The organism is Methyloversatilis thermotolerans, from assembly GCF_000372885.1.
Taxonomy (GTDB): Bacteria; Pseudomonadota; Gammaproteobacteria; order Burkholderiales; family Rhodocyclaceae; genus Methyloversatilis; species Methyloversatilis thermotolerans.
This window is the reverse complement of record NZ_KB889967.1, coordinates 771,793-793,928: the sequence shown is the minus strand read 5'-3', so window position 1 is coordinate 793,928 and position 22,136 is coordinate 771,793. Positions and strand designations below refer to the sequence as shown.

Below are 22,136 nucleotides of genomic sequence, written 5' to 3'. Positions count from 1 at the left end.
ACGTGCCTGTCCTTCCAGCACGTTTTTTTTCATGTCGAGCACCGTTTTCCGGAAGCCGCGTCAGAGGTAGCCCTGCGGGTTGTTGCGCTGCCAGTTCCACGCATCCGCGCACATCTGCGCAAGATCGAACCGTGCATTCCAGCCCAGAAGCCGGTTTGCGAGCATCGGATCGGCATAGCACTGGGCGATGTCGCCCGGCCTGCGCTCGACGATGTCGAACGGCACATGCTGCCCGCTCGCCTGTTCGAAGGCGCGCACCACGTCCAGCACACTGTAACCGCGGCCGGTACCGAGGTTCACGGTGAGCAGACCCGGCTGTTCGGCCAGATAGTCGATGGCCCGCACATGACCTTGCGCAAGATCGACGACATGGATGTAGTCGCGTACGCCGGTGCCGTCCGGCGTGGGCCAGTCGCCGCCGAAAATGCGCAGCGCCTTCAGCTTGCCGACGGCCACCTGACTGACGAAGGGCATCAGGTTGTTGGGCAGGCCGTTCGGATCCTCGCCGATCAGGCCCGACGGATGCGCCCCGACAGGATTGAAATAGCGCAGCAGTGCGATGCGCCATTCGCCGTCGGCCGCGCTCAGGTCGCGCAGCACATGTTCCACCATCCACTTGGACCGTCCATACGGATTGGTCGGTCCGGTCGGAAAATCCTCGCGTATCGGCACGGACGCAGGATCGCCATAGACGGTTGCCGACGACGAGAACGCCAGGGTCCGGACACCCGCCTCCGCCATGACTTCGCACAGGGCGACCGTGCCAGACACATTGTTGTCGTAGTAGGACAGAGGCTTCGCAACCGATTCACCCACCGCCTTCAGGCCGGCGAAATGGATCACCGCATCGATCCGGTACGCCGAGAACACCTGGCGCATGGCCGCTCGATCGCGCACATCCGCCTGCACGAGCGGAATGCCACGTCCGCTGATGCGCTCGACGCGCGCGATGGCTTCAGGTTTGCTGTTGCAGAAATTATCGACCACGACGACATCATGGCCTGCAGCAAGCAGTTCGATGCAGGTGTGCGAGCCGATATAGCCAGCTCCACCGGTCACGAGTACACGCGACATGGGCGCTCCGGGCAAAGGATGCGGATGGGAGATGCGTCCGCGTCACGAGGACGCATCGATGCGTGCGCGACAAAGGCCGCGCGTGCGGCCCGAACGATCAGCGATCAGTGATGATGGCCGTGATCGCCATGCACATGGCCGTGCGACAGTTCCTCGGCAGACGCGGCGCGCACGGCAGCCACCGTGCACGAGAACACCAGTGCGGTACCGGCCAGCGGATGGTTGCCATCGATCACGACACGGTCGTCCGCGATGTCGGTCACGGTATACAGGCCTTCTTCCTCGCCCTCTTCGCTTACGCGTTCGAACTGCATGCCGACTTCGATGTTCTCCGGAAAGTTCGCCCGCGACTCGATCTCGACCAGTTCCTCGTCGTACTCGCCGAACGCATCTTCCGGTTGCAGCTTGACGACCACCTCGTCACCCACCTTCTTGCCTTCCAGCGCTTCTTCGATCGGCACGAAGATGCCGCCATAGCCGCCGTGCAGATAGGCCAGCGGCGTTTCACCCGGATCGACCATATTGCCGTCTGGATCGGTCACGCTGTACTTCAGAGTGACTACCGAGTTCTTGGTGATGAGCATTCCTGATTCCTTTCATGTTCAGTGCGCGCACGCGGTCGAGGACAAGCTCGGCGTGCCCGCGCGGATTCACGCCATATTCGGCGTAGCGTATGACACCTTTCCGATCGATGATGAAGGTCGAGCGGGTCATGCAGAAGCGCGGCTTTCCATCGACATCCCGCTCCCGCCAGACGCCATAGCGCCGGCTGACGTCCGCATCGACGTCCGACAGCAGGCGCACGGTCAGACCGTGCTTGTCGCGAAAATCCGCATGAGTGAAACATTCGTCCCGGCTGACGCCGAGCACGACGCAGTTGCAGTCGCGGAAACGGTCATCGAGTTCGCTGAATTCGATGGCCTGCGCGGTGCACCCCGGCGTGTCGTCCCTGGCATAGAAATAAAGCACGAACAGATGTTGCCCGAGCTGTTCGCCAAGATTGAACAGATCCAGATCGGCATCCGGCAATTCAAAGAGCGGAGCGGGTTGTCCTGCCTCAAGCATGGCTGCCTCCCATTCACGCCGCGCGACCGGACCCTCACATCGCACGTTCTGGAACTGCCGCCGATTCTATCAGGCCGGCGATCCGGCGCAGGAGCGATCATGCCGGCCGATCCGGTCTCCAGCGGGCGCCTGCCAGACCGGTCGCCGGACAGACGGGCCGGATCGGCTTTTTTCAGAGAATGTCCGCCGATCGCGCTGTAAGAAATCCCGTCGCGTCCACGCACGCAAATGGGTTGTATTGCACCACCATCAGTCAGATCCCGGTTGAGGCCACACGAAACAATAAATTTAAAAAATCTTTAACGTTCAATTGATTAAAAAAATGTACGCATACGGTTCTTCCATAACCTGGATTCTGGCCTGATATTTGCATCCATTCACGCGGGACGCGGGGCCCGGATGCCGGAACGGCGCAAGTTCATTACCTGCAGTTTCAAATGAGAGCGTCATCCCGGATTGTGAGGGGCAGGTGCTCTTGCAAGAATCCAGGCTCCACTTTGTCACTTTTAGTGAAAGGACGGGAAATGAAGAAAACTTTGATCGCAGCTGTAGCAGGCGGTCTGCTCTCCGTCGGTACGGCGAACGCCGCCACCGACTGGGGCACCCACGCACCGATTGAAACCGGCATCGCTTCGGTGACCGGTTCCTTCTCGGAAATCTTCAACTTCACCCTGACCGCACCGACCACCACGCTGTCGACGCTGGCCACTTCGGCTACCGCCGAGCCGGTGTTCAGCCTGAGCGCCGACAGCATGGTGTGGCTGTACAAGGAAGCCGGCGCTGTCGATTCCTTCGTGGCCGCCTACAGCTTCGGTACGCTGTTCACTGCCAGCAACCTGATGTCGGGCGATTACTACTACAAGGTCACCGGCACGGCGACCGGTTCGCTGGGCGGCGTGTTTGCGCTGACCTCGACCACCGCCCCGCTGGCCCCGATCCCGGAAGCCGATACCTACGCCATGATGCTGGCAGGTCTGGGCATGCTGGGTCTGATGGCCAAGCGTCGCATGAGCTGATCTCCCCGCTGTTGCAGGACAGAAAAAGCACCTTCGGGTGCTTTTTCTTTTTGAGTCTTTCAGAATGTTTCCGCAGTCCAGCATCGTTCGCGCCTGGATGTCCCCCGCAAGGTCCAAAAACAGCTCAAGCAGCGTCACGTTGCTGCAGTGTGTCAAAACGACCGACAGCTCACAGCTACGACCTAAGTATTAGTCCTTCAAGCCCCAATCCCGGACAAGCCTTGCGAACATGAGATAAAGCGCAGCGTTGCAGCCGCATAGCAATAAAGCTGCACGCACTGATGGCGCAACGCAGCAAAAAAATCGCATCCAGGCATGTAACCTTTTTCGACATTTCTCAAAGGTGCTTGCACAAGCCCCGTGGACTGTATAAAAATACAGTCAACCATCCAGGGACCTTCCGGCATGAGCACCGACAGCCTGACATTGCGGCAACAGCAGATCCTGCAACTGATACGCGATGCCGTCGCCGAGCGGGGCAGCCCCCCTACCCGGGCGGAAATTGCACAGGCCTTCGGTTTCCGTTCCCCGAATGCCGCGGAAAGCCATCTGCGGGCGCTGGCCCGCAAAGGGGTGATCGCACTGGATGAGGGCCGTGCCCGTGGCATCCGTCTGGCCGAAGCCCCCGGTCTGCCATTGATAGGACGCGTGGCGGCCGGTTCGCCGATACTGGCCGAAGCCCATGTGCAGGGACGCTATCAGGTCGATCCCACCCTGTTCTCCCCGCGCGCCGACTATCTGCTGAAGGTACGCGGCCTGAGCATGCGCGACGCCGGCATTCTTGATGGCGATCTGATCGCCGTGCATGCCACGTCGGAAGCGCACAACGGGCAGATCATCGTGGCCCGCCTGCAGGATGAAGTCACCGTCAAGCGCCTGCGCCGCACCGGCAGCCAGATCGAACTTCTGCCCGAAAACCCCGATTTCCACCCCATCGTCGTCGATACACGGCGCGAAGCGCTGGTGATCGAAGGCGTGATGGTGGGATTGATCCGTAACGGCCATGGCACCTGAAAGCGGACTCATGCAGACCGCCCCCAAACTCTGGCCGCCTCACCCCGATGTCTGGCGAGCTGGCGATACCGTGACGGATGTCCCGGCGGGATTGCCCACCGGCTTTGCGGAACTCGATCGTGCGCTCCCCGGCGGCGGCTGGCCCGTCAGCGACATCACCGAGCTGCTGTGCGAAGGCCGTGGCTATGGCGAACTGTCCCTGCTGCTGCCCATGCTGTCTGCCTGCAGCCGCAACGACGGATGGATCGTATGGGTCGCCCCTCCTGCAGTGCCGCACCTTCCCGCCCTGTCCGCGGCAGGCATCGTGACTTCGCGCCTGCTCATCATCCAGGCCGGCAGCGTGGGCGAACGGACCTGGGCCTTGCGGCAGGCTCTGGAATCGGAAGCCTGTACCGCTGTGGTCGGCTGGCTGGAAGGAATGGACATGGCGTCCTTGCGTCGTCTGCATCTGGCCGTACGCAACACGTCCGTACCGCTCATGCTGTTCCGCCCGGCCAGCGCGGCTCAGGCCGCCTCTCCTGCCGTTCTGCGCCTGCGACTTGGCGCAGGTGAACAAGGTTCGTTGCAGATCGACATCCTGAAACGGCGGGGCAGGCCGAGTGACGGCAGCATCAATCTTGTCACACGGCCCGGGCTTGCTGCCGCAGTCGCGCCTGGACAGTCGAAGTCCTCCAGCAAGATCGCCCGACAGCGTGGATCAACCGCGCTGCGCCTGATCGCCTGAGTCGCTGACATGGATCTGCGTACTCTATGCTCTGGCTGGCAATTGTCTTTCCCGAATGGCCGCTGCAAGCCCTCTTCCGCGGCTACCACAGCAGCCATGCAGTGGCCGTGGCGGCCGGCCAGCGTGTGCTGGCGCTGGATGCAGCGGCTCTGGCTCAGGGCGTGCGGGCCGGACAGCGCCTGGCCGATGCACTGGCACTAGCGCCAGACCTGCAGATACGTCCCCGCGATGTGGCCGCCGAAGCCGCCGCATTGCAGGACATCGCCGGTGCGCTGCTGCGCTTCACTCCGCATGTGTATCTGGATCAACACGGCCTGCTGCTCGAGGTGGCGGGCAGCCTGAAACTGTTCGGCGGGCTCGATGCCCTGCGCAGGAAGATACGCGACAGTCTGTCCGCCGGCGGTTTCATCGCGCACATGGCGTGTGCGCCCACGGCACGCGCCGCGCACTGGCTGGCGCTGGGCCAGCCAGGCAGCACGATACGCAGCCGGGATGATCTGTCTGACGCCCTGGCAGGGCTGCCTTGCAGCGTTCTGCAGATCGACTCAACGGCCCTCGATCTGCTGCGCAGTGCTGGATTGCACACGCTGGGCGACGCCATGCGCCTGCCGCGCGATGCGCTGGCACTGCGTGACGCGGCGATGCTGCGCCTGCATCTGGACCAGGCATTGGGCCTGCATCCGGACATCCGCACGCCTCACATATTGCCGGCGCGCATCGAAAGCCGACTGGAACTGCCCGTCCCCCGCCATGATATCGATGTACTTCTGTTCGCCGCCAGCCGCCTGTTCTCGACGGCGTGCGGACAGCTCGCCGCAGCACATGGCGGCATCGAACACTGTGTACTCGAGCTTGAACACGAGCATTCACATCCCAGCCGGCTCGACATCCGCACCGGCACGCCGACCCGTGAGGCACAGAAGCTCGCGTCTCTGACCCGGGAGCATCTTGCGCGGCTCAGTCTTCCGGCGCCGGTAAGCGCTCTGAAACTCCGCATGGAGACGCTCGTTCTGTTGGCGGGACGGGATCAGGACATGTTCGGCCGGCAAGCACCCTCGGCCAGGGACCGACAGGAGGCCTGCCAGGTGCTGGTCGAACGGTTGCGTGCCCGCCTCGGCCGCGATGCGGTGCATGGTCTGACGGCCTGCAGCGACCACAGGCCGGAACAGATGCAGCGGGTTGTCGATCCCGGACAGGCTGCACCCGGAGCGCCGCGCGCGAGGCGCCCGCTCTGGCTGCTCGCACACCCCGAACCGCTGACCGAACGTCATGGGCAGCCCTGGTACCACGGCCCGCTGGAATGCATCGGCGCAGCCGAACGACTGGAGACCGGCTGGTGGGAGCAGGCGGGCGAGGAGGACGCCCCGGGCGAAGCGCTGCGCGACTATTGGATCGCACGCGGACGGCGCGGTGAACAGCTCTGGATATTCCGCGAGCACACCTCGCCCCATCGCTGGTTCCTGCATGGCGTATTCAGCTGAAGTAGCATCCGGTTCCGGCACCCGCTCATTCGCGACACATGGACACCTTGCAAAGCCTGACATCGACCTTCGCCCACCCCGGCAGTGTGGAATGGATAGGCGTGCGCCCCGCACGCATGCAGCCGCTGCGCATGCTCGAATCGGTCAATGCGGTGGAATCGCTCGGGCTGGAAGGCGACCGCTATGCCAGCCCGGGCGGCAACAGACAGGTGACGCTGATACAGGCAGAACATCTGCAGACCGTGGCGGACCTGCTGGGCCTGGGCGAGGTGGATCCGGGACTGACCCGACGCAATATCGTGGTACGGGGCCTGAATCTGGTGGCGCTCAAGGGCAAGCGCTTCAGGATAGGCGAAGCCCTTCTTGAATACACTGGCCCCTGCGACCCCTGTTCGCGCATGGAAAGCAACCTCGGCAAGGGGGGTTACAACGCGATGCGAGGTCACGGTGGCATCACCGCACGCGTACTGCGTGGCGGCAAGATCAAACTGGGCGACGCGGTCGAACCTGAAGCCGGATGACGCGACCCGCCCGATCAGACATCCCTGACATCACACACAGAAGGAGAACCGCCCGATGAAGCGACGCGATCTGCTGCTCGCCAGCACATGCGCACCACTGGTCCTGAGCACCCTGGTGCGCGAGGCAGTCGCGCGCGATACCCGGACCGGCCTGCGCGGTTTCCGTGGTGAAGTGACGGTGAATGGAGCGCCCGCCCGGTTCGGCATGTCATTGCAACCAGGCGATACGGTGCGCACCGCACCCGGCGCCGAAGCCGTGTATGTGATCGGTCAGGATGCCTTCCTGCAGCGCGGCGACTCCCATGTCGCCTTCGGCAGCGGTGCGGCAGCCAACCTGATGCGTGTGATTACCGGCAAACTGCTGTCGGTGTTCGCCAAAGGCGATCGCCGCATCGCGACCCCCGCCGCGACCATAGGAATACGCGGCACCGGCTGCTACATCGAGGCCGGCGAAGACAGGACGTATTTCTGCCTGTGCTATGGCGAAGCGGACATCGCGCGCAACGGCGACCCCTCGCAACGAGAGATCGTGCGCACCGTCCATCACGACAAGCCCGTCTGGCTGCGCGACGCGCCCGGTCTCGACATGATGTCGGCGGCTTCGGTCATCAACCACAGCGACGCGGAACTCATCCTGCTCGAAGGTCTGGTCGGCCGCCAGCCGCCTTTCGTGCGGGCCGGCTGGCCACCGGATTCCGGTTACTGATCAACGCGCCGGGGTCATGCCGGGGGCGCCACCTTCATCACCTCTTCCAGCGTGGTGATGCCCTGCGCGATCTTCAGCGCACCGGATACGCGCAATGGATACATGCCTTCGCGGTAGGCCTGATCCCGCAGGGCGGACAGATCGGCATTGCCGGAAATGAGCGTCTTGATTTCCGGTGACATGAGCAGGATTTCGTAGATGCCGATACGCCCGGAATAACCGGTCATGCGGCAATCAAGACAGCCTGTGGACTGCATGAAGCGCTCAGGCCGGCTGGCTTTCCAGGGTGCGACAAGATCGTCCCATGCCTTGGGGTCGGCGGCTTGCCGGTCCATCGGTTTGCGGCAGTGAGGGCACAAGGTGCGCACCAGACGCTGCGCCATCACGCCCAGCACGGTGGCATTCAGCAGATAGGACGGCACCCCCAGATCGAGCAGGCGGGTAATCGCCGACGGTGCATCGTTGGTATGCAGCGTGGACAGCACCAGGTGGCCGGTAAGCGCGGCCTGTATCGCCATTTCGGCCGTTTCGAGGTCGCGTATCTCGCCCACCATGATGATGTCCGGGTCCTGCCGCATCAACGACCGTATGCCGGCGGAAAAGGTGACGCCGATATCCGGCGACACCTGCACCTGGTTGAACGAAGGTTCGATCATTTCGATCGGATCCTCCAGCGTGCAGACATTCACTTCCGGCGTCGCCAGATTCTTCAGCGTCGAATACAGCGTCGTGGTCTTGCCCGAGCCGGTCGGTCCGGTCACCAGGATGATGCCGTTCGGCTGGGAGGTCATGTGCTTCCAGCGCCGGGCATCCTCGTCGGAAAAGCCCAGGTCGCGGAAATCTCGCACCAGCACTTCCGGATCGAACACCCGCATCACCAGTTTTTCGCCGAAGGCGGTCGGCAGCGTGGACAGGCGCAATTCGATTTCCTGCCCGTCCGGCGCGCGCGTCTTGATGCGCCCGTCCTGCGGCCGGCGTTTCTCGACCACGTCCATGCGACCGAGTATCTTGATGCGCGAGGTCATGGCCCCCAGTACCGGCATGGGTATCTGGTACACCTGATGCAGCACGCCGTCGATGCGGAAGCGCACGACGCCGAAATCCCGGCGCGGCTCGATGTGGATGTCGCTCGCCCGCTGTTCGAAGGCGTACTGCCACAACCAGTCGACAATGGTGACGATGTGCTGGTCGTTCGCGTCGAGCTGCCGGTTGTTGCGACCGAGCTCGACCAACTGTTCGAAGTTGGATGCCCCGACACCGCTCACGTCGCCGCGCCTGGCGGCGCCCTTGACCGACTTGGCCAGGCTGTAGAATTCGACGACATAGCGCGCGATGTCGTCCGGGTTGGCGATCACCCGGCGTATCGGCCGGCGCAGGATGGGTGCGAGTTCCTGCTCCCATTCGGTCAGGAAAGGCTCCGCGCTCGCGATCACGACCTCCCGCGGCGACGCCTGGACCGGCAGGATGCGGAAGCGGCTGGCGTAGGCATTGGACACCACTTCGGTGACCGCTGCGAAATCCACCTTCAGCGGATCGATGTGGTAGTAATCATGGCCGCTCCAGCCGGCCATCCATTCCGTCAGCGCTTCCAGATTGAGCACCCGGTGCGGCGGATGCAGCGATTTCCACTTCTGCTCGGCAAGCACGACCAACGGGTGCTCGCTGCCGCGCCAGTATCGACGCTCGTGCATGAAGGCGCGGGCCACCGCCTCGGCCAGCAGCCCGTCGGCCACCATGCCATCGACCAGTTCCTGCAGTGAAACCTTGTGTTCCTTGGGTTTGCTTGCGGTTGCTTGTTTCATCGCGCGCTGAAAGAGGTTTGCGAACGGCACCCGCCGTGCGATGCAGCGACGCAAGAGCCGACGGGACCGAGGAGCCGGCCCTCATCATAAGCGCTCGCACGTCCGTCGCGCGGACCGGCACTCGCACGTCCGTCGCGCGGACCGGAATTCGCCGCCGGCAGGCGATTCCGCAGGTGCCGATCACGCGGATGCCGACGACGCCGACGGACCGGCGCGCCGGCTCCGGACAGTCGGGACAGACGGCGTCATCCTTGCCGTCAAATGTTCACGCAAAGCGCCGCAGCTTGTCGTAACATGCACTTACAGGGTCAGACTCTGTCCGGATTCGTGCCCCGGGCAGCAGGGAAAAAAAGGCAGAAAACTGCCTCTCCTATACGTCCTGCAGGGACGTTTTTTCAGCATGCTTTGTTGTCGGACTTGCCGACGGAGGCTGGAAATGTATCTGTTGACCCGCTGCTCGACAGCGTATCCCGTCCATTCAAGGCACTGGGATACGCATCTCGCCCCACAGTATATTGTCATGACTGCAACGGGCATTTCCGAGAACTATTTCGCGGAGGTGCAGCATGCAGATCGTTGATATCAGTCGAGCGCACCTGCAACAGGTCGCCCCTCAGCCGGCTGCGGCGAACGGGCCGCGCCTGCTGGCCACGCCCATCCTGACCTCACGCTACGAGGCCGACACGCGCGCATTGTGGATGTACGCACATCCGAACGGCCGTCCGTGCTTCACGCCGGAACTGCTGGCCGACGTGGTCGCCCAGCAGCAGGAGGTCGAGCTGGCACCAGGAACCGTCGATTTCTTCCTCAATTGCTCGGGGGTACCGGGCGTCTATAACCTGGGCGGCGATCTCGACCTGTTCCGCCGGCTGGTGGAAGCCGGCGATGAAGCCGGACTGATGCGCTATGCGGAAGCCTGCATACGCGCGATCAACAACAACGTGGCAGGGCTGCATGCCGACGCCGTGTCGATGGCGGTGGTCCAGGGCGATGCGCTGGGAGGCGGTTTCGAGGCGGCCCTGTCCTGCCACGTCGTGATCGCCGAGCGTGGCGTCAAGATGGGTTTTCCGGAAATGCTGTTCAACCTGTTTCCCGGCATGGGTGCCTACAGCCTGGTGGCCCGCAAGGCAGGGCCTCGCGTGGCGGAAGACCTCATCCTCAATGCGCGCGTACTCCCTGCGGAAAAGATGCATGAGCTCGGGCTGGTCGACCACCTGGCCGATCCGGGACGCGGGGAATGGGCCGCACGCGAAGTGATGCGCTCGATGGCGAACCAGCTCAAGGGTTTCCGTGCCTTCCAGCGCGCCAAGATGCACGCCTATGTGCGGCTGACCTACCAGGAGCTGGAGGATGTGACCCGCGAATGGGTGCGCGGTGCAATGAAACTGGACCGCAAGGACCTGCGCACCATGGAAAGGCTGGTCAAGGCCCAGAACCGGCTGCACGGCGGCACCGAATCGGTCAGCGCCTGAACAACGAGCGCCGCAAGCGCATCGGTCCGCGTACAGCGATGTGCTGCGGCCTGATGCCGGTGTGCGCGGGCGCGATGTAAAACTTATCTTTACGCGTAATATTTTTCCTCAAGCCGGTTCGCCGGTTTCCCGTTAGCTCTCCTCATCACCGGGAACAATCGGTCCACGCCGATCATTCCAGGGCCTGCTCGTATGTTGTCGCAGCCTCGGGCGGACCGGTACGCGCGCCAGACTTCCACACGTCGTGCGCGGGGTCCGCCACGCAAGCCATTAAAAAAAGAGGCTTCACGCGATCGACCGGATATGGACAGACCCTCACGCGGATCGTACAGAGAGGGCTCTCATGGCGCGCTACAAGAACATCGAGGTGGATGGCCACCTCGCTCAGGTCATCCGGTACATGGACAAGGTCGAGGAGTACCGGGAGGAACTGAAGCATCTGCAGTCCGTGTGGGACAACCTGACCATGCTGGGCCAGCTGTCCGGTACCGGCAACGACATGAGCAGCACGCGTCATGCATTCGGCGACCTGACGCAGACCCTGCTGCGTCAGCTCAGCGAAGAAAATCTCCGCAAATGCCGCTCCGAGCTGGGCGCGAAGGCCCAGGTGGCGATCGACATCCTTGTCCGCAATCTGTTCGAGCGCACCGCCGACATCGGGTTTCTCGCATCCGACACGGCCATCGTCGAGTTCATGCATGCGCACCGCGAAATGGCCGGCAACGCGATGCGCACCCGCGAACTGTCCGCGCGGCGCGTGGAACTCCAGCGGCGCTTCGCCGATTACGTCGCCAAGTACTCGGTCTACGCCGACATCGTGCTGTTCGACTGCGATGGTCAGATCGTGGCGCGACTGGACGAGCACGCCTCGGTGGAACGCACTCGCGACGGCGTGATTGCCGAAGCGCTCGCCACGGACGCCGCATACGTCGAACGCTTCGGTGTCGCCGACTACATCGCATCCGGCCTGCCTGCGCTCGTCTATGCCAGCCGTGTCAGCGATGGCGACGACAGTTCGGGGGTTCTGGCGCTGCACTTCCGTTTCGAGGACGAAATGCAGCGCATCTTCGCGCGACTGCTGGATAACGAGGACTGGACGGTCATCGTACTGCTCGACGACGGCGGACGCGTGCTCGCCAGTTCCGACACCATCCAGATGCCCATCGGCGCCCGGCTCGACTGCCGCAACGACGAGGCCCGGCTCGTGCGCTTTGCCGGACGGCTCTATCTCAGTTCGCGACGCGACGCCAAGCCCTACCAGGGCTATGCCGGCCCGGGCTGGTCCGGCGTGGCCCTGGTGCCGGTCGAGCAGGCCTTCGCAGTGGACGACAATGCGCAGAGCCACGCCATATCCGGCGATCTGCTGGGCGCGGTGTCCTCCTCGTCCGCGCTGTTCTCGGCCGGCCTGCGCGAAATCCCGCAGCGGGCGGATTCCATCCAGCGCACCTTGAACCGCTCGGTATGGAACGGCAATGTGCGCCAGAGCAGTTCGCGTCGCACCCTGAATGCGTCGTTCTCGAAGGTCTTGCTGTGGGAGGTGAGCAATACCGGCGAGAAGACCAAGGACGTGTTCCGGCGTGCCATCACGGATCTGCAGGAAACCGTGGTATCCGGTGTGCTGCGCGACAGCGCCTTCCTGGCGTCACTCGCCGTCGACATCCTGGACCGCAATCTGTACGAACGCGCGAACGACTGCCGCTGGTGGGCACTCACCGCGGCGTTCAGGGATGCGTTGAGCGATGTCTCGTCCACCGAAAGCCGCAGCAAGGCGGCCTCCGTCCTGCGCTACATCAACAGTCTTTACACGGTGTACAGCAATCTGCTGCTGTTCGACGCGCGAGGCGTGGTACTGGCGGATTCGCAGGCCGGTGCCTATCCCCAGTCGTCGCAGCCGCTCGGCGCGGAGTGGGTGCGCCGCATCCTGGCGCTCGCCGACGGGCAGAGTTATGCGGTATCGGCATTCGCCCCGAGCGATCTCTACGCCGGACGGCCGACCTATATCTTCGGCGCCGCCCTGCACGTCCCGACGACTGACGGTGCGATGCGCCGGCCGGCGATAGGCGGCATCGCCATCGTGTTCGATGGCGCACTGCAGTTCGACGCCATGCTGAGCGACTGCCTGCCGCGCGACAGCGAAGGACAGATCAAATCAGGCAGTTTCGCGGCCTTCGTCGAACCGGGTGGCCTCATCGTCGCATGCAGCGACGAAGCACGCTGGCGGCCCGGGCAGCAGCAGCCGATTGCGGCCGAAGCCCTGGCTGCCGCCAGCGCAAGCGACAGCGCAGTGATCGAGATCGACGGGCAGTTCTTTGCCGTGGGCTGCGCACGATCGTCCGGCTATCGCGAATACAAGGGACCGGAAGACGCCTACCGGAACGAGGTCGCCGCCCTGGTGTTCCAGCCGCTGTGCCCGGCGGCGACCGTCGGTCGTTTCATTCCCTCGGAACATCAGCCGGTTCAACCCGATCGTGGCGGCGAAGGCGAAACACTCGAAATCGCCACCTTCCGCATCGGTCGCACCTGGTTCGGGCTGCGTACCGGCAGCATCGTCGAAGCGGTCGACGCACTGGGGACGGTCGCCGTGCCCGGTGCCGGCCCCGGCATGAGCGGCTACCTGATGTACGAGGACACGCCGATCGCGCTGTTCGATCTCGCGCCGCTGCTCAACGAATCGGTCAGCACGCCGCCGGGCGAACGCCAGGCGCTGGTGATGCAGGCCGGAGAGGGCACGCGGCTGGGCATACTGGTCGATGAACTGGGCGAAATCCCGGAAGTATCGACTTCGCGCCTGCGCCCCATTCCCGGCATGCTGGGCGGCGGAAATGTGCTGGGTGAGGCGGTGCTGGATACAGGCAACACCGATGAGCACCGTCTCATGCTCATACTGGGCGCGGAACGCATCTTCAGCCGACTGTGCGGTGGATCGCCGCCCCCGGCGAACGCCATACCGATCGCACGGCGCGATCTGCCGCCGGTCCAGGCGCGCGCCTGAAACGGGCGTCGCTCTTCATCGGCGGATCAGCCGCCGTCAATTGGCGTACTTGATCGAGCAGCCGTAGGGCCGGGTCTGCGCCTTGGCCACCGGCTTGCCCACCAGTACCGCATCGATGGCCAAGCGCGCCAGCGGCTCCGCCTTCGGGATGTCGTTCACATCGGGCGAGGCAATGCTGTCGATGCCGCCCATATAGGCCAGCCTGCCATCCGGCGCGATCACATACATGTGCGGCGTGACCTGTGCGCCATAGGCGCGGCCCACCTTGCCGTCCGGATCGAGCAGGTAATGCGTGGGTGCGGCGCCCTGCTCTTTCATCATGCGGTTGGCACTCGCGCCATCGACATGACCCTGGGTCCCCGGCGCCGAACTGAGCACGGTCAGCCACACCGCGCCCTTGCCGGTCGCCTCCTTCTGCAGCGCCTGCATGCCGCCGCTGTACCACTTCTGCACGTACGGGCAACCGTGATTGGTCCATTCCATCACCACCGTGCGCCCGGCAAAATCGGAAAGCTTCACGCTGCGGCCATTCGAATCGACCGCAGTGAACGCGGGCGCCGCATCACCGACGCGCGGCGCCGCCTGGGCGACCGGCATGATCATTGCGCAGGCCATCAGGCCAGCGCCCAGCAAGGCATTCTGTTTCATCGGCAGGGTCTCCTCATGAAGCGATGTGATCGATGACGACACGCGGCGTCAGGATCTGCGGCAGCACGACCGGCGCGCCGCCGGACGGAAAGTACACATACAGCGGCACACCGTCGCGCCCATGCGCCTGAAGGAAACGCGTAATGTCCGGATCGGCACGCGTCCAGTCGCCCTTCAGATAGATCACGCCCCGCGCGGCAAAGGCTGCCTGCACCGCATCGGTTGACAGCGCGACCTTCTCGTTCATCAGGCAGGTGACACACCACGCTGCCGTCATGTTCACGAACACTGGTGTACCGGACGCCCGCAGCTCGGCCAGTCGTTGCGGCGTGAAAGCATTGTCCGCCACAACCTGCGGGCCGATGACTTCACCGGGTGTGCGCGCGATCGCCACCCCGCCCGCCACCAGAACGACCAGCGCGCCGGCGCGCCACAACCCGGCATGATCCGCAGCCCCCTGGGCAACACCGGTCAGCCAGGCTGCGAAAGCCACCAGAAGCAAGGCCACCATGCCGTGCAGCACGCCATCGGCGCCACTTTGCTGGCTCAGCACCCAGACCAGCCAGGCCGCCGCACCGTACATCGGAAAGGCCAGCGCCTGCTTCAGGCGCTCCATCCAGAGGCCTGGCCGGGGCATGCGACGCGCCAGCCCCGGCATGAAGGCGAGCAGCAGATAGGGCAGCGCCATGCCCACGCCAAGCGCGGTGAAGATGGCCAGCGTGTGGAGAGCGGGTGCAGCGAGCGCGGCCGCGATGGCGCCTCCCATGAAGGGCGCGGTGCAGGGCGTGGCCACCACCACCGCCAGTACGCCGGTGAAGAAACTTCCGCTCAGGCCGCCGCGCTCGGTCAGCGTGCTGCCCGCCGATGCGAGCCGACTGCCGAACTGGAACACGCCGGACAGGTTGAGGCCCACCGCGAACAGCAGCACCGCCATGGCGGACACGAAAACCGGGGACTGGAACTGGAAGCCCCATCCAAGCTCACTGCCCGCCGATCGCAGCGCAAGCAATACTGCGGCGAGCACGACGAAGCTGGCAACCACGCCGATGCAGTAGGCGATCGACTGCCGGCGCACCACGGTCCGCTCGCTGGCGCCGACGCGCGCAAACGACAGCGCCTTGATGGCCAGCACCGGGAACACGCAGGGCATGAGGTTCAGCAGCACCCCACCGGCAAAGGCCAGCAGCAGCGGCCACCATGGACCTTCGCCGGCCGCGGCGGCTGGCGGCGCCATCGCCCCGGTCACCGGTGGCTCGGTGCCGGCAAGGGCCAGGCTGACAGCCGGTGCGCGAACCGTCCTTTCGCCCGGCGTGCTCACCCACAGCGCACGCTCGACACCGTCCGCATCCCTTATCCGGAGCACCCCCTCGAGCGCGCGCGCCGCGTCGAATTCCGCACCCGGAGCAAGGGTCACGCGTGCGATATCGCCGGAGGTGGTGAGGGTCTGTGGTGCCGCATGATCAATCCGCCCCCAGTCGGCGGCGAAGAACTCGGCCGACTGCAGCGCCCCGGCGCCGGGCCCCTCCAGGATGAGCACGCCGCGCGCATCCACGCTGGCCTGCCAGCGGCTGTCCAGAGCGACCGGCGCTGCGGCCTCGGTCGCGGCGAACATGGGCGCATCGCTGCCGGGTCTGTCATTGCCCGGCGGCAGCGCCAGCCGGAACGCGCCTTCCTCGGGGATGCAGATGTCCTTGCACACCAGCCAGCTCGCCTTCACGGCCAGTTCGGCACCGCGCTGCATGGCGGATGGCAACACCAGTTCAAAGGGCAGCAGCACGTCGCCCTGATGGATATAGGTGGTGACCGGTCCATCGACATGCCGTTCCGGCGCCGGCCAGCGCACATCGCCGACGCGGGCGCCCTCGGGTGCGAACACCTCGATGCGCGGCGCCTGGCCGGCATCGCCCGGATTCATCCAGTAAATGTGCCAGCCCGGCTGCAGCCGGAAATGCAGGGCCAGGCCGAGCGTTGCCGCAGGCGCCGCGGCATCCTGCGCCGACACCAGCCGGACTTCAGCGCGCGGGCTGCGCACCGCATCGCTCTGTGCGGCATGCACGAAGGCCGACATCGACAGCATGGCGACCGTCAGCAGCCACCGGTTCAGTATGCAGTGTTTCATGGACGGATCGGAGTGCGCGCGCGGCATCGAGTTCCCGCCGACCGGCATCTGGACGGGTGGCCCACCGGGCGACGGCGGCACGCGTTCAAAGTGGCACGCCGGACGCATCCTGTCGGCAGTCGCCCTATACTCGAAACGGAGGCATTCTTCCCCTGCGCGCCCACTGCCATGCACATTACCCAGCATACGGATTACGCGCTGCGCGTGCTGATCCACCTTGCCGCGAACGCTCATCGTCTGGCGACCATCCAGGAAATATCCGACTGCTTCGACATTTCGCGCAGCCATCTGATGAAGGTAGTGAATCAGCTCGTGCGCCTCGGCTTTGTCGAGGGGGTACGCGGCAAGGGCGGCGGACTGCGTCTGGCGCGCGCGCCGGTCGATATCGGTATCGGCGACGTGATCCGGCAGATGGAAGCCGGTTTCGCGCTGGTCGAATGCCAGGGCGAGGACAGCCGCTGCCTGCTGACACGCGACTGCCGGCTCAAGGGCGTGCTGGACCGCGCACTGGCCGCCTTCCTGGCCGAACTCGACCGCTCGACCCTGGCTGACCTGATCGGTCCGGCGGAACGGAAGGCGCTGCAGCTTCTGCACAGGCGCGCACCGGACAGTCCGTCGTTGCAGCCTGTCGGAGCGCCATCGGATCAATGATCCGGAAATGGCGTCGCGCTTCCGGCATCATTTCAGTCAACCGGCTCACCTCATGCGGCCTTTGCGGGCAGCCCGACGACCGGCTGAGCGTCACGCGCCGAAGGCGCCGCTGCGCAGCTTGAACAGGCGATCGCGCGCCTCGGCGGCCTTCTCGAATTCCAGGTTCTTCGCGAATTCGACCATCTCTTTCTCCAGCTTCTTGATCTCCTTCGCGAGATCCTTCTCGCTCATGGACTCGAAACGCGCGTGCTCCTCCGCAACCTTGAGCTCGCGTGCCACCTCTTCCTGGTCGTAGACGCCGTCGATGATGTCCTTGATGCGCTTCACCACGCCCTTGGGCGTGATGCCGTGCGCCTCGTTGTGCGCGATCTGCCTGGCGCGGCGGCGCTCGGTTTCCGCGATCGCGCGCTTCATCGATTCGGTGAGCTGGTCGGCGTACAGGATGGCCGTGCCATGCAGATGGCGCGCCGCGCGGCCTATGGTCTGGATCAGGCTGCGCTCGGATCGCAGGAAACCTTCCTTGTCCGCATCGAGTATGGCCACCAGCGACACCTCCGGGATGTCCAGCCCCTCGCGCAGCAGGTTGATGCCCACCAGCACATCGAACTCGCCCAGCCGCAGGTCGCGGATGATTTCCACCCGCTCCACGGTGTCGATATCGGAGTGCAGATAGCGCACGCGCACGCCGTTCTCGCTGAAATAGTCGGTCAGGTCCTCCGCCAGACGCTTGGTGAGCACGGTCACCAGCACGCGCTCTGCGGCCTCCACCCGCTTGCGGATCTCGCCCAGCAGATCATCCACCTGGGTGGACGCCGGACGAATCTCGACCACAGGATCCACCAGGCCGGTCGGCCGCACCACCTGCTCCACTACCTGGCCCTGGTTGCGCGCCTCGTAGTCGGCTGGCGTGGCCGACACGAATATGGTCTGCGGCATCAGCTTCTCGAACTCGTCGAACTTGAGCGGCCGGTTGTCCAGCGCCGACGGCAGCCGGAAGCCGAATTCGACCAGATTGGTCTTGCGCGCCAGATCGCCCTTGAACATGCCGCCGATCTGCGGAATGGTCACGTGCGACTCATCGATGAACATGAGCGCGTCCGGCGGCAGATAGTCGATCAAGGTCGGCGGCGGCTCGCCGGGCTGGCGCCCCGACAGATGGCGCGAGTAATTCTCGATGCCCTTGCAGAAGCCCAGTTCGTTCAGCATTTCCAGATCGAAGCGGGTGCGCTGTTCGATGCGCTGCGCCTCCACCAGCTTGTGCTGGCTGACGAATTCCTTGGAGCGCATTTCCAGTTCCACCTTGATTGCATCGATCGCACGCAGCACCGTGGCGCGCGGCGTCACGTAGTGACTGGACGGATAGACGGTAAAGCGGCCGATGCGGCTGCGCACCTGGCCGGTCAGCGGATCGAACAGCGACAGTTCCTCGATCTGGTCGTCGAACAGCGACACACGCAAGGCGTTCTCGGCATGCTCCGCCGGAAAGATGTCGATCACGTCACCGCGCACACGGAAGGTGCCGCGCTTGAAATCGGTGTCGTTGCGCGCGTACTGCATCTGCACCAGCCGGGCGATGATGTCGCGCTGGTGCAGCGTGCCCCCTTCGCGCAGATGCAGGATCATCGCGTGGTAATCGACCGGATCCCCGATGCCGTAGATCGACGACACGCTGGCGACGATGACCACGTCGCGCCGCTCCATCAGGCTCTTGGTGGCGGACAGCCGCATCTGTTCGATGTGCTCGTTGATGGCGCTGTCCTTCTCGATGAACAGGTCCTTCGACGGCACATAGGCTTCCGGCTGGTAATAGTCGTAGTAGCTCACGAAGTACTCGACCGCATTCTCCGGAAAGAACTCACGGAATTCCGAGTAGAGCTGGGCGGCCAGCGTCTTGTTCGGCGCCATCACGATGGCCGGCCGACCGGTGCGCGCAATCACGTTGGCCATGGTGTAGGTCTTGCCGGAGCCGGTCACGCCCAGCAAGGTCTGGAACATGAGCCCGTCCTCTATCCCTTCGACCAGGCGATCAATGGCGACCGGCTGGTCGCCGGCCGGTGGAAACGGCTGGTGAAGCCGGTACGGACTATTGTCAAAGCTTAACAAGGCGGGTGCGGCAGCGGTTTCCGACATGGTAGAATTTTGCGTTGCACAAAATGATTGCAGCCCGATGACCGCACCGCATCGGCGGCGCGAGGGCAAACGCAAACATTAGCGCTTTTGTTGGTGTTTTTTCGACCTATCTTTCTTGTTGCACGCAACGCCCGACCGGGCGAACCAACCCTGCACACCGGAGCACGCATGAACCCGTCTGTCTTCTCGTCCGTAGAGATGGCCCCGCGCGACCCCATCCTGGGCCTGACCGAAGCTTTCAACGCCGACACCCGCACCACCAAGGTGAACCTGGGCGTGGGCGTGTACTACGACGACACGGGCAAGTTGCCGCTGCTGCGCGCGGTGCGCAGCGCAGAAGAAGCGCGCATGAAGAATGCGCCGCCGCGCGGCTACCAGCCGATCGAAGGCGCGCCGGCCTACAACAAGGCGGTGCAGGACCTGCTGTTTGGCGCAGGTGCCGCGCTGACCGCCGACGGCCGCGTCGTCACCGCGCAGGCACTGGGCGGCACCGGTGCGCTGAAGATCGGCGCCGACTTCCTGAAGCGCCTGCTGCCGCAGGCCAAGGTCTACATCAGCGACCCGAGCTGGGAAAACCACCGCGCACTGTTCGAAGCGGCCGGCTTCGAAGTCGATGTCTATCCCTATTTCGATGCCGACACGCGCGGCGTGCGCTTCGACGCCATGATCGCCCACCTGAAGGCGCTGCCCGCCAAGCAGATCGTGCTGCTGCACGCCTGCTGCCACAACCCGACCGGTGCGGATCTGAGCGACGCGCAATGGGGTGAAGTGGTCGAGGTATGCAAGTCGCGCGAACTCGTTCCCTTCCTCGACATGGCCTACCAGGGTTTTGCCGATGGCATCGATCAGGATGCCGTCGCGGTGCGCCAGTTCGTGCAGTCGGGCCTGAGCTTCGTCATTTCCAGTTCGTTCTCGAAATCGTTCTCCCTCTACGGCGAACGCGTCGGCGCATTGTCCATCGTGACCGCCTCCAAGGACGAATCGGCGCGCGTGCTGAGCCAGTTGAAGCGCACCATCCGCACCAACTACTCCAACCCGCCCACCCATGGTGGCGCCATCGTCGCGTCGGTACTGGCAACACCGGAACTGCGTACGATGTGGGAACAGGAACTGGGCGAAATGCGTGAGCGCATCCGCGCCATGCGTACCGGCCTGGTGGACAAGCTGGCTGCACGCGGCGTCACGCGCGACTTTTCCTTCGTCGTACGCCAGCGCGGCATGTTCAGCTACACCGGCCTGAGCGTGGCGCAAGTGGACCGTCTGCGCGACGAATTCGGCATCTATGCGGTCAGCACCGGCCGCATCTGCCTGGCAGCGCTGAATTCGAAGAACATCGATTACGTGGCCGACTCGCTGGCGACCATCCTGAAGTAATCGACTCTGCACTCCGTAAAGAGCCCGCTCCGAGGAGCGGGCTTTTTATTGGCTGCGATGCGGCGCATGCCGGCCGCGGGCTTCGTTCGGGGCTGCATCGCGGGCGAGCCCGCTCCCACCAAACCCTGGCTCCGCTCGTGTTTGTCGCGAGCTCTTGTGGGAGCGGCCTCTGGCCGCGATACGGCGCATGCGTACCGCGGGCTTCGTTCGAGGCTGAATCGCGGGCAAGCCCGCTCCCATCAAACCCTGGCTCCGCTCGTGTTTGTCGCGAGCTTTTGTGGGAGATTCTATGTTCCGCCGCAAGCGTTTTCGTGTTGTTTCGGGACATAGTCGGCCGCGTTCTTCATCACAGAGAAGGCAACGCGAGCGAGTTTTCTTGCCAGCGCAACCAGCGCCTGGGTGCGGCTGAATCCGCGCTGGAGCATGCGCTGGTAGAACGGCTGCCAGGTCGTGGATCTGCTGGCCGCCATGGCGGCGTTGTAGAGCAGGCGGCGCATCTCCGAGTCCCCCTTCTTGCTCAGCGCACGGCGTCCGGTCTTCTTGCCCGAGTCGCGCACGGTGACGTCCATGCCAAGGAAGGCGATGAAGGCGTCCGCACCGCTGAAGGGAGCGCGATGGAACACCGCGCCCAGGCCGGCGGCGGTGAGCGCGCCGACGCCTTCGATCTTCAGGATGCGCCGGTACGGTTCAGTCCATCCGCTCTCGTTGATCAGCGAGGCGATGCGCTGTTCGAACCGTTTGATCAAGGCGGTGAGCCGCGCGAGAGCCACACGCACTTCGCGACCAAAGCCGGGCAGATCTTCCATGCTCTGACGGATGCGACCCAGGCTGCGTACCACGGTTGCGCGACGACGCAGCAGGCTGCGCAGTTCGGTGACCGCGGGCGCCGGGAGCGAGAACGGGCGCAGATCCGTGCCCTCGTGCGCGAGGTAGCGGGCGATCAGGCGTGCGTCGTGCCGATCCGTCTTGGCGCGCTGGCCCACGGTGTCGCGGTACCTGGACAGCTTGAAGCCGTCGATCAGAAACACCTGATGTCCGGCCTTGATGAGCAACTTGACGAGCGTGCAGTGATAGCTGCCGGTCGATTCGCAGCCGATGCGCTGGGCACCTCTGGGTAGCGTGCGCAACCAGCCGCGGATGGCCGCAGCGGTGTTGTCGACGCGCGTTACCTGCGCGCTGGGGTGCTCGGCGATGTCCAGCCAGTGCTTGGAGACGTCGATGCCAAAGCACACTGCCTCGTTCTGACTTGTCACGATGGGATCCTCCCGACTAAGGTTCAAAAGGCTTGTCGGGATTCACCACAGCACTGGCTTGCAGGGGATGGACGGTACCGCGGTCACGGTCCGA

The 22,136-nt window shown here is 64.3% G+C and carries 18 protein-coding genes; 10 read left to right on the top strand and 8 right to left on the bottom strand.

Annotated elements, in window-relative coordinates; all coding sequences use genetic code 11:
• Positions 1-60 precede the first annotated feature (60 nt).
• The 3 genes from galE to A3Q7_RS0103195 all read right to left on the bottom strand — a co-directional run bounded on the left by galE (position 61) and on the right by A3Q7_RS0103195 (position 2,139).
• The gene (gene galE, locus A3Q7_RS0103205) at positions 61-1,074 is read right to left on the bottom strand and encodes a UDP-glucose 4-epimerase GalE (RefSeq protein WP_018410408.1); all 1,014 of its coding nucleotides are present in this window, start codon (positions 1,072-1,074) and stop codon (positions 61-63) included.
• A 104-nt stretch (positions 1,075-1,178) separates the two neighbouring features.
• Positions 1,179-1,658 carry an FKBP-type peptidyl-prolyl cis-trans isomerase gene (locus tag A3Q7_RS0103200; RefSeq protein ID WP_026224431.1) on the bottom strand — a complete coding sequence of 160 codons (480 nt, stop codon included), beginning with the start codon at positions 1,656-1,658 and terminating at the stop codon, positions 1,179-1,181.
• Complete coding sequence (locus A3Q7_RS0103195) at positions 1,579-2,139, bottom strand: peroxiredoxin (protein ID WP_026225023.1); 561 nt, start codon at positions 2,137-2,139, stop codon at positions 1,579-1,581. The genes A3Q7_RS0103200 and A3Q7_RS0103195 overlap by 80 nt, the downstream gene beginning before the upstream one ends.
• A 524-nt stretch (positions 2,140-2,663) precedes the next feature.
• Here A3Q7_RS0103195 and A3Q7_RS0103190 point away from each other — a divergent pair.
• The 6 genes from A3Q7_RS0103190 (at position 2,664) to A3Q7_RS0103165 (ending at position 7,601) form a co-directional block, all read left to right on the top strand.
• Positions 2,664-3,155, top strand: a complete 492-nt coding sequence (locus A3Q7_RS0103190; RefSeq protein ID WP_018410405.1) for an FxDxF family PEP-CTERM protein — start codon at positions 2,664-2,666, stop codon at positions 3,153-3,155.
• 405 nt (positions 3,156-3,560) lie between these two features.
• Positions 3,561-4,169, top strand: a complete 609-nt coding sequence (gene lexA / locus A3Q7_RS0103185) for a transcriptional repressor LexA (protein WP_018410404.1) — start codon at positions 3,561-3,563, stop codon at positions 4,167-4,169.
• Complete coding sequence (gene imuA, locus A3Q7_RS0103180) at positions 4,159-4,893, top strand: translesion DNA synthesis-associated protein ImuA (RefSeq protein ID WP_018410403.1); 735 nt, start codon at positions 4,159-4,161, stop codon at positions 4,891-4,893. Before lexA ends, imuA begins: the two co-directional genes overlap by 11 nt.
• 26 nt (positions 4,894-4,919) lie before the next feature.
• Positions 4,920-6,374 (top strand): Y-family DNA polymerase, encoded by a 1,455-nt coding sequence (locus tag A3Q7_RS0103175; protein WP_018410402.1) that lies wholly within the window; start codon positions 4,920-4,922, stop codon positions 6,372-6,374.
• Between the two features lie 38 nt (positions 6,375-6,412).
• Entirely contained in the window at positions 6,413-6,895 is a 483-nt protein-coding gene (locus tag A3Q7_RS0103170) for an MOSC domain-containing protein (RefSeq protein WP_018410401.1), read from the top strand.
• Between the two features lie 55 nt (positions 6,896-6,950).
• Positions 6,951-7,601 (top strand): FecR family protein, encoded by a 651-nt coding sequence (locus tag A3Q7_RS0103165; RefSeq protein ID WP_018410400.1) that lies wholly within the window; start codon positions 6,951-6,953, stop codon positions 7,599-7,601.
• A 14-nt stretch (positions 7,602-7,615) separates the two neighbouring features.
• Here the strand turns inward: A3Q7_RS0103165 and A3Q7_RS0103160 are convergent, their stop codons facing one another.
• Positions 7,616-9,403 (bottom strand): GspE/PulE family protein, encoded by a 1,788-nt coding sequence (locus A3Q7_RS0103160; protein WP_018410399.1) that lies wholly within the window; start codon positions 9,401-9,403, stop codon positions 7,616-7,618.
• Between the two features lie 566 nt (positions 9,404-9,969).
• Between A3Q7_RS0103160 and A3Q7_RS0103155 the strand changes: the two genes are divergently transcribed.
• Positions 9,970-10,875, top strand: coding sequence for a crotonase/enoyl-CoA hydratase family protein (locus tag A3Q7_RS0103155; RefSeq protein WP_018410398.1), 906 nt, complete (start codon positions 9,970-9,972; stop codon positions 10,873-10,875).
• A 343-nt stretch (positions 10,876-11,218) separates the two neighbouring features.
• Entirely contained in the window at positions 11,219-13,867 is a 2,649-nt protein-coding gene (locus tag A3Q7_RS0103150; RefSeq protein ID WP_018410397.1) for a chemotaxis protein CheW, read from the top strand.
• Positions 13,868-13,903: 36 nt separating this feature from the next.
• Here the strand turns inward: A3Q7_RS0103150 and A3Q7_RS0103145 are convergent, their stop codons facing one another.
• Together A3Q7_RS0103145 and A3Q7_RS0103140 are read right to left on the bottom strand one after the other, a co-directional pair.
• Positions 13,904-14,515, bottom strand: a complete 612-nt coding sequence (locus A3Q7_RS0103145; protein ID WP_018410396.1) for a thioredoxin family protein — start codon at positions 14,513-14,515, stop codon at positions 13,904-13,906.
• A 13-nt stretch (positions 14,516-14,528) separates the two neighbouring features.
• Entirely contained in the window at positions 14,529-16,634 is a 2,106-nt protein-coding gene (locus A3Q7_RS0103140) for a protein-disulfide reductase DsbD family protein (RefSeq protein ID WP_040570785.1), read from the bottom strand.
• Between the two features lie 168 nt (positions 16,635-16,802).
• On the opposite strand from A3Q7_RS0103140, the gene A3Q7_RS0103135 reads away from it, so the two are divergent.
• Positions 16,803-17,285 (top strand): RrF2 family transcriptional regulator, encoded by a 483-nt coding sequence (locus tag A3Q7_RS0103135; protein ID WP_018410394.1) that lies wholly within the window; start codon positions 16,803-16,805, stop codon positions 17,283-17,285.
• Between the two features lie 90 nt (positions 17,286-17,375).
• Here A3Q7_RS0103135 and uvrB read toward each other — a convergent pair whose 3' ends face one another.
• Positions 17,376-19,415, bottom strand: coding sequence for an excinuclease ABC subunit UvrB (uvrB, locus tag A3Q7_RS0103130; RefSeq protein ID WP_026224429.1), 2,040 nt, complete (start codon positions 19,413-19,415; stop codon positions 17,376-17,378).
• A 168-nt stretch (positions 19,416-19,583) separates the two neighbouring features.
• On the opposite strand from uvrB, the gene A3Q7_RS0103125 reads away from it, so the two are divergent.
• The gene (locus tag A3Q7_RS0103125) at positions 19,584-20,789 is read left to right on the top strand and encodes an amino acid aminotransferase (RefSeq protein WP_026224428.1); all 1,206 of its coding nucleotides are present in this window, start codon (positions 19,584-19,586) and stop codon (positions 20,787-20,789) included.
• A 287-nt stretch (positions 20,790-21,076) separates the two neighbouring features.
• Here A3Q7_RS0103125 and A3Q7_RS0103120 read toward each other — a convergent pair whose 3' ends face one another.
• Positions 21,077-22,021, bottom strand: a complete 945-nt coding sequence (locus A3Q7_RS0103120) for an IS110 family RNA-guided transposase (RefSeq protein ID WP_018410391.1) — start codon at positions 22,019-22,021, stop codon at positions 21,077-21,079.
• Positions 22,022-22,136 lie beyond the last annotated feature (115 nt).

Coding starts and splice junctions, on each gene's coding strand:
- galE (WP_018410408.1), bottom strand. CDS start 1,074: ATGTCGCGTGTACTCGTGACCGGTGGAGCTGGCTATATCGGCTCGCAC.
- A3Q7_RS0103200 (WP_026224431.1), bottom strand. CDS start 1,658: ATGCTCATCACCAAGAACTCGGTAGTCACTCTGAAGTACAGCGTGACC.
- A3Q7_RS0103195 (WP_026225023.1), bottom strand. CDS start 2,139: ATGCTTGAGGCAGGACAACCCGCTCCGCTCTTTGAATTGCCGGATGCC.
- A3Q7_RS0103190 (WP_018410405.1), top strand. CDS start 2,664: ATGAAGAAAACTTTGATCGCAGCTGTAGCAGGCGGTCTGCTCTCCGTC.
- lexA (WP_018410404.1), top strand. CDS start 3,561: ATGAGCACCGACAGCCTGACATTGCGGCAACAGCAGATCCTGCAACTG.
- imuA (WP_018410403.1), top strand. CDS start 4,159: ATGGCACCTGAAAGCGGACTCATGCAGACCGCCCCCAAACTCTGGCCG.
- A3Q7_RS0103175 (WP_018410402.1), top strand. CDS start 4,920: ATGCTCTGGCTGGCAATTGTCTTTCCCGAATGGCCGCTGCAAGCCCTC.
- A3Q7_RS0103170 (WP_018410401.1), top strand. CDS start 6,413: ATGGACACCTTGCAAAGCCTGACATCGACCTTCGCCCACCCCGGCAGT.
- A3Q7_RS0103165 (WP_018410400.1), top strand. CDS start 6,951: ATGAAGCGACGCGATCTGCTGCTCGCCAGCACATGCGCACCACTGGTC.
- A3Q7_RS0103160 (WP_018410399.1), bottom strand. CDS start 9,403: ATGAAACAAGCAACCGCAAGCAAACCCAAGGAACACAAGGTTTCACTG.
- A3Q7_RS0103155 (WP_018410398.1), top strand. CDS start 9,970: ATGCAGATCGTTGATATCAGTCGAGCGCACCTGCAACAGGTCGCCCCT.
- A3Q7_RS0103150 (WP_018410397.1), top strand. CDS start 11,219: ATGGCGCGCTACAAGAACATCGAGGTGGATGGCCACCTCGCTCAGGTC.
- A3Q7_RS0103145 (WP_018410396.1), bottom strand. CDS start 14,515: ATGAAACAGAATGCCTTGCTGGGCGCTGGCCTGATGGCCTGCGCAATG.
- A3Q7_RS0103140 (WP_040570785.1), bottom strand. CDS start 16,634: ATGAAACACTGCATACTGAACCGGTGGCTGCTGACGGTCGCCATGCTG.
- A3Q7_RS0103135 (WP_018410394.1), top strand. CDS start 16,803: ATGCACATTACCCAGCATACGGATTACGCGCTGCGCGTGCTGATCCAC.
- uvrB (WP_026224429.1), bottom strand. CDS start 19,415: ATGTCGGAAACCGCTGCCGCACCCGCCTTGTTAAGCTTTGACAATAGT.
- A3Q7_RS0103125 (WP_026224428.1), top strand. CDS start 19,584: ATGAACCCGTCTGTCTTCTCGTCCGTAGAGATGGCCCCGCGCGACCCC.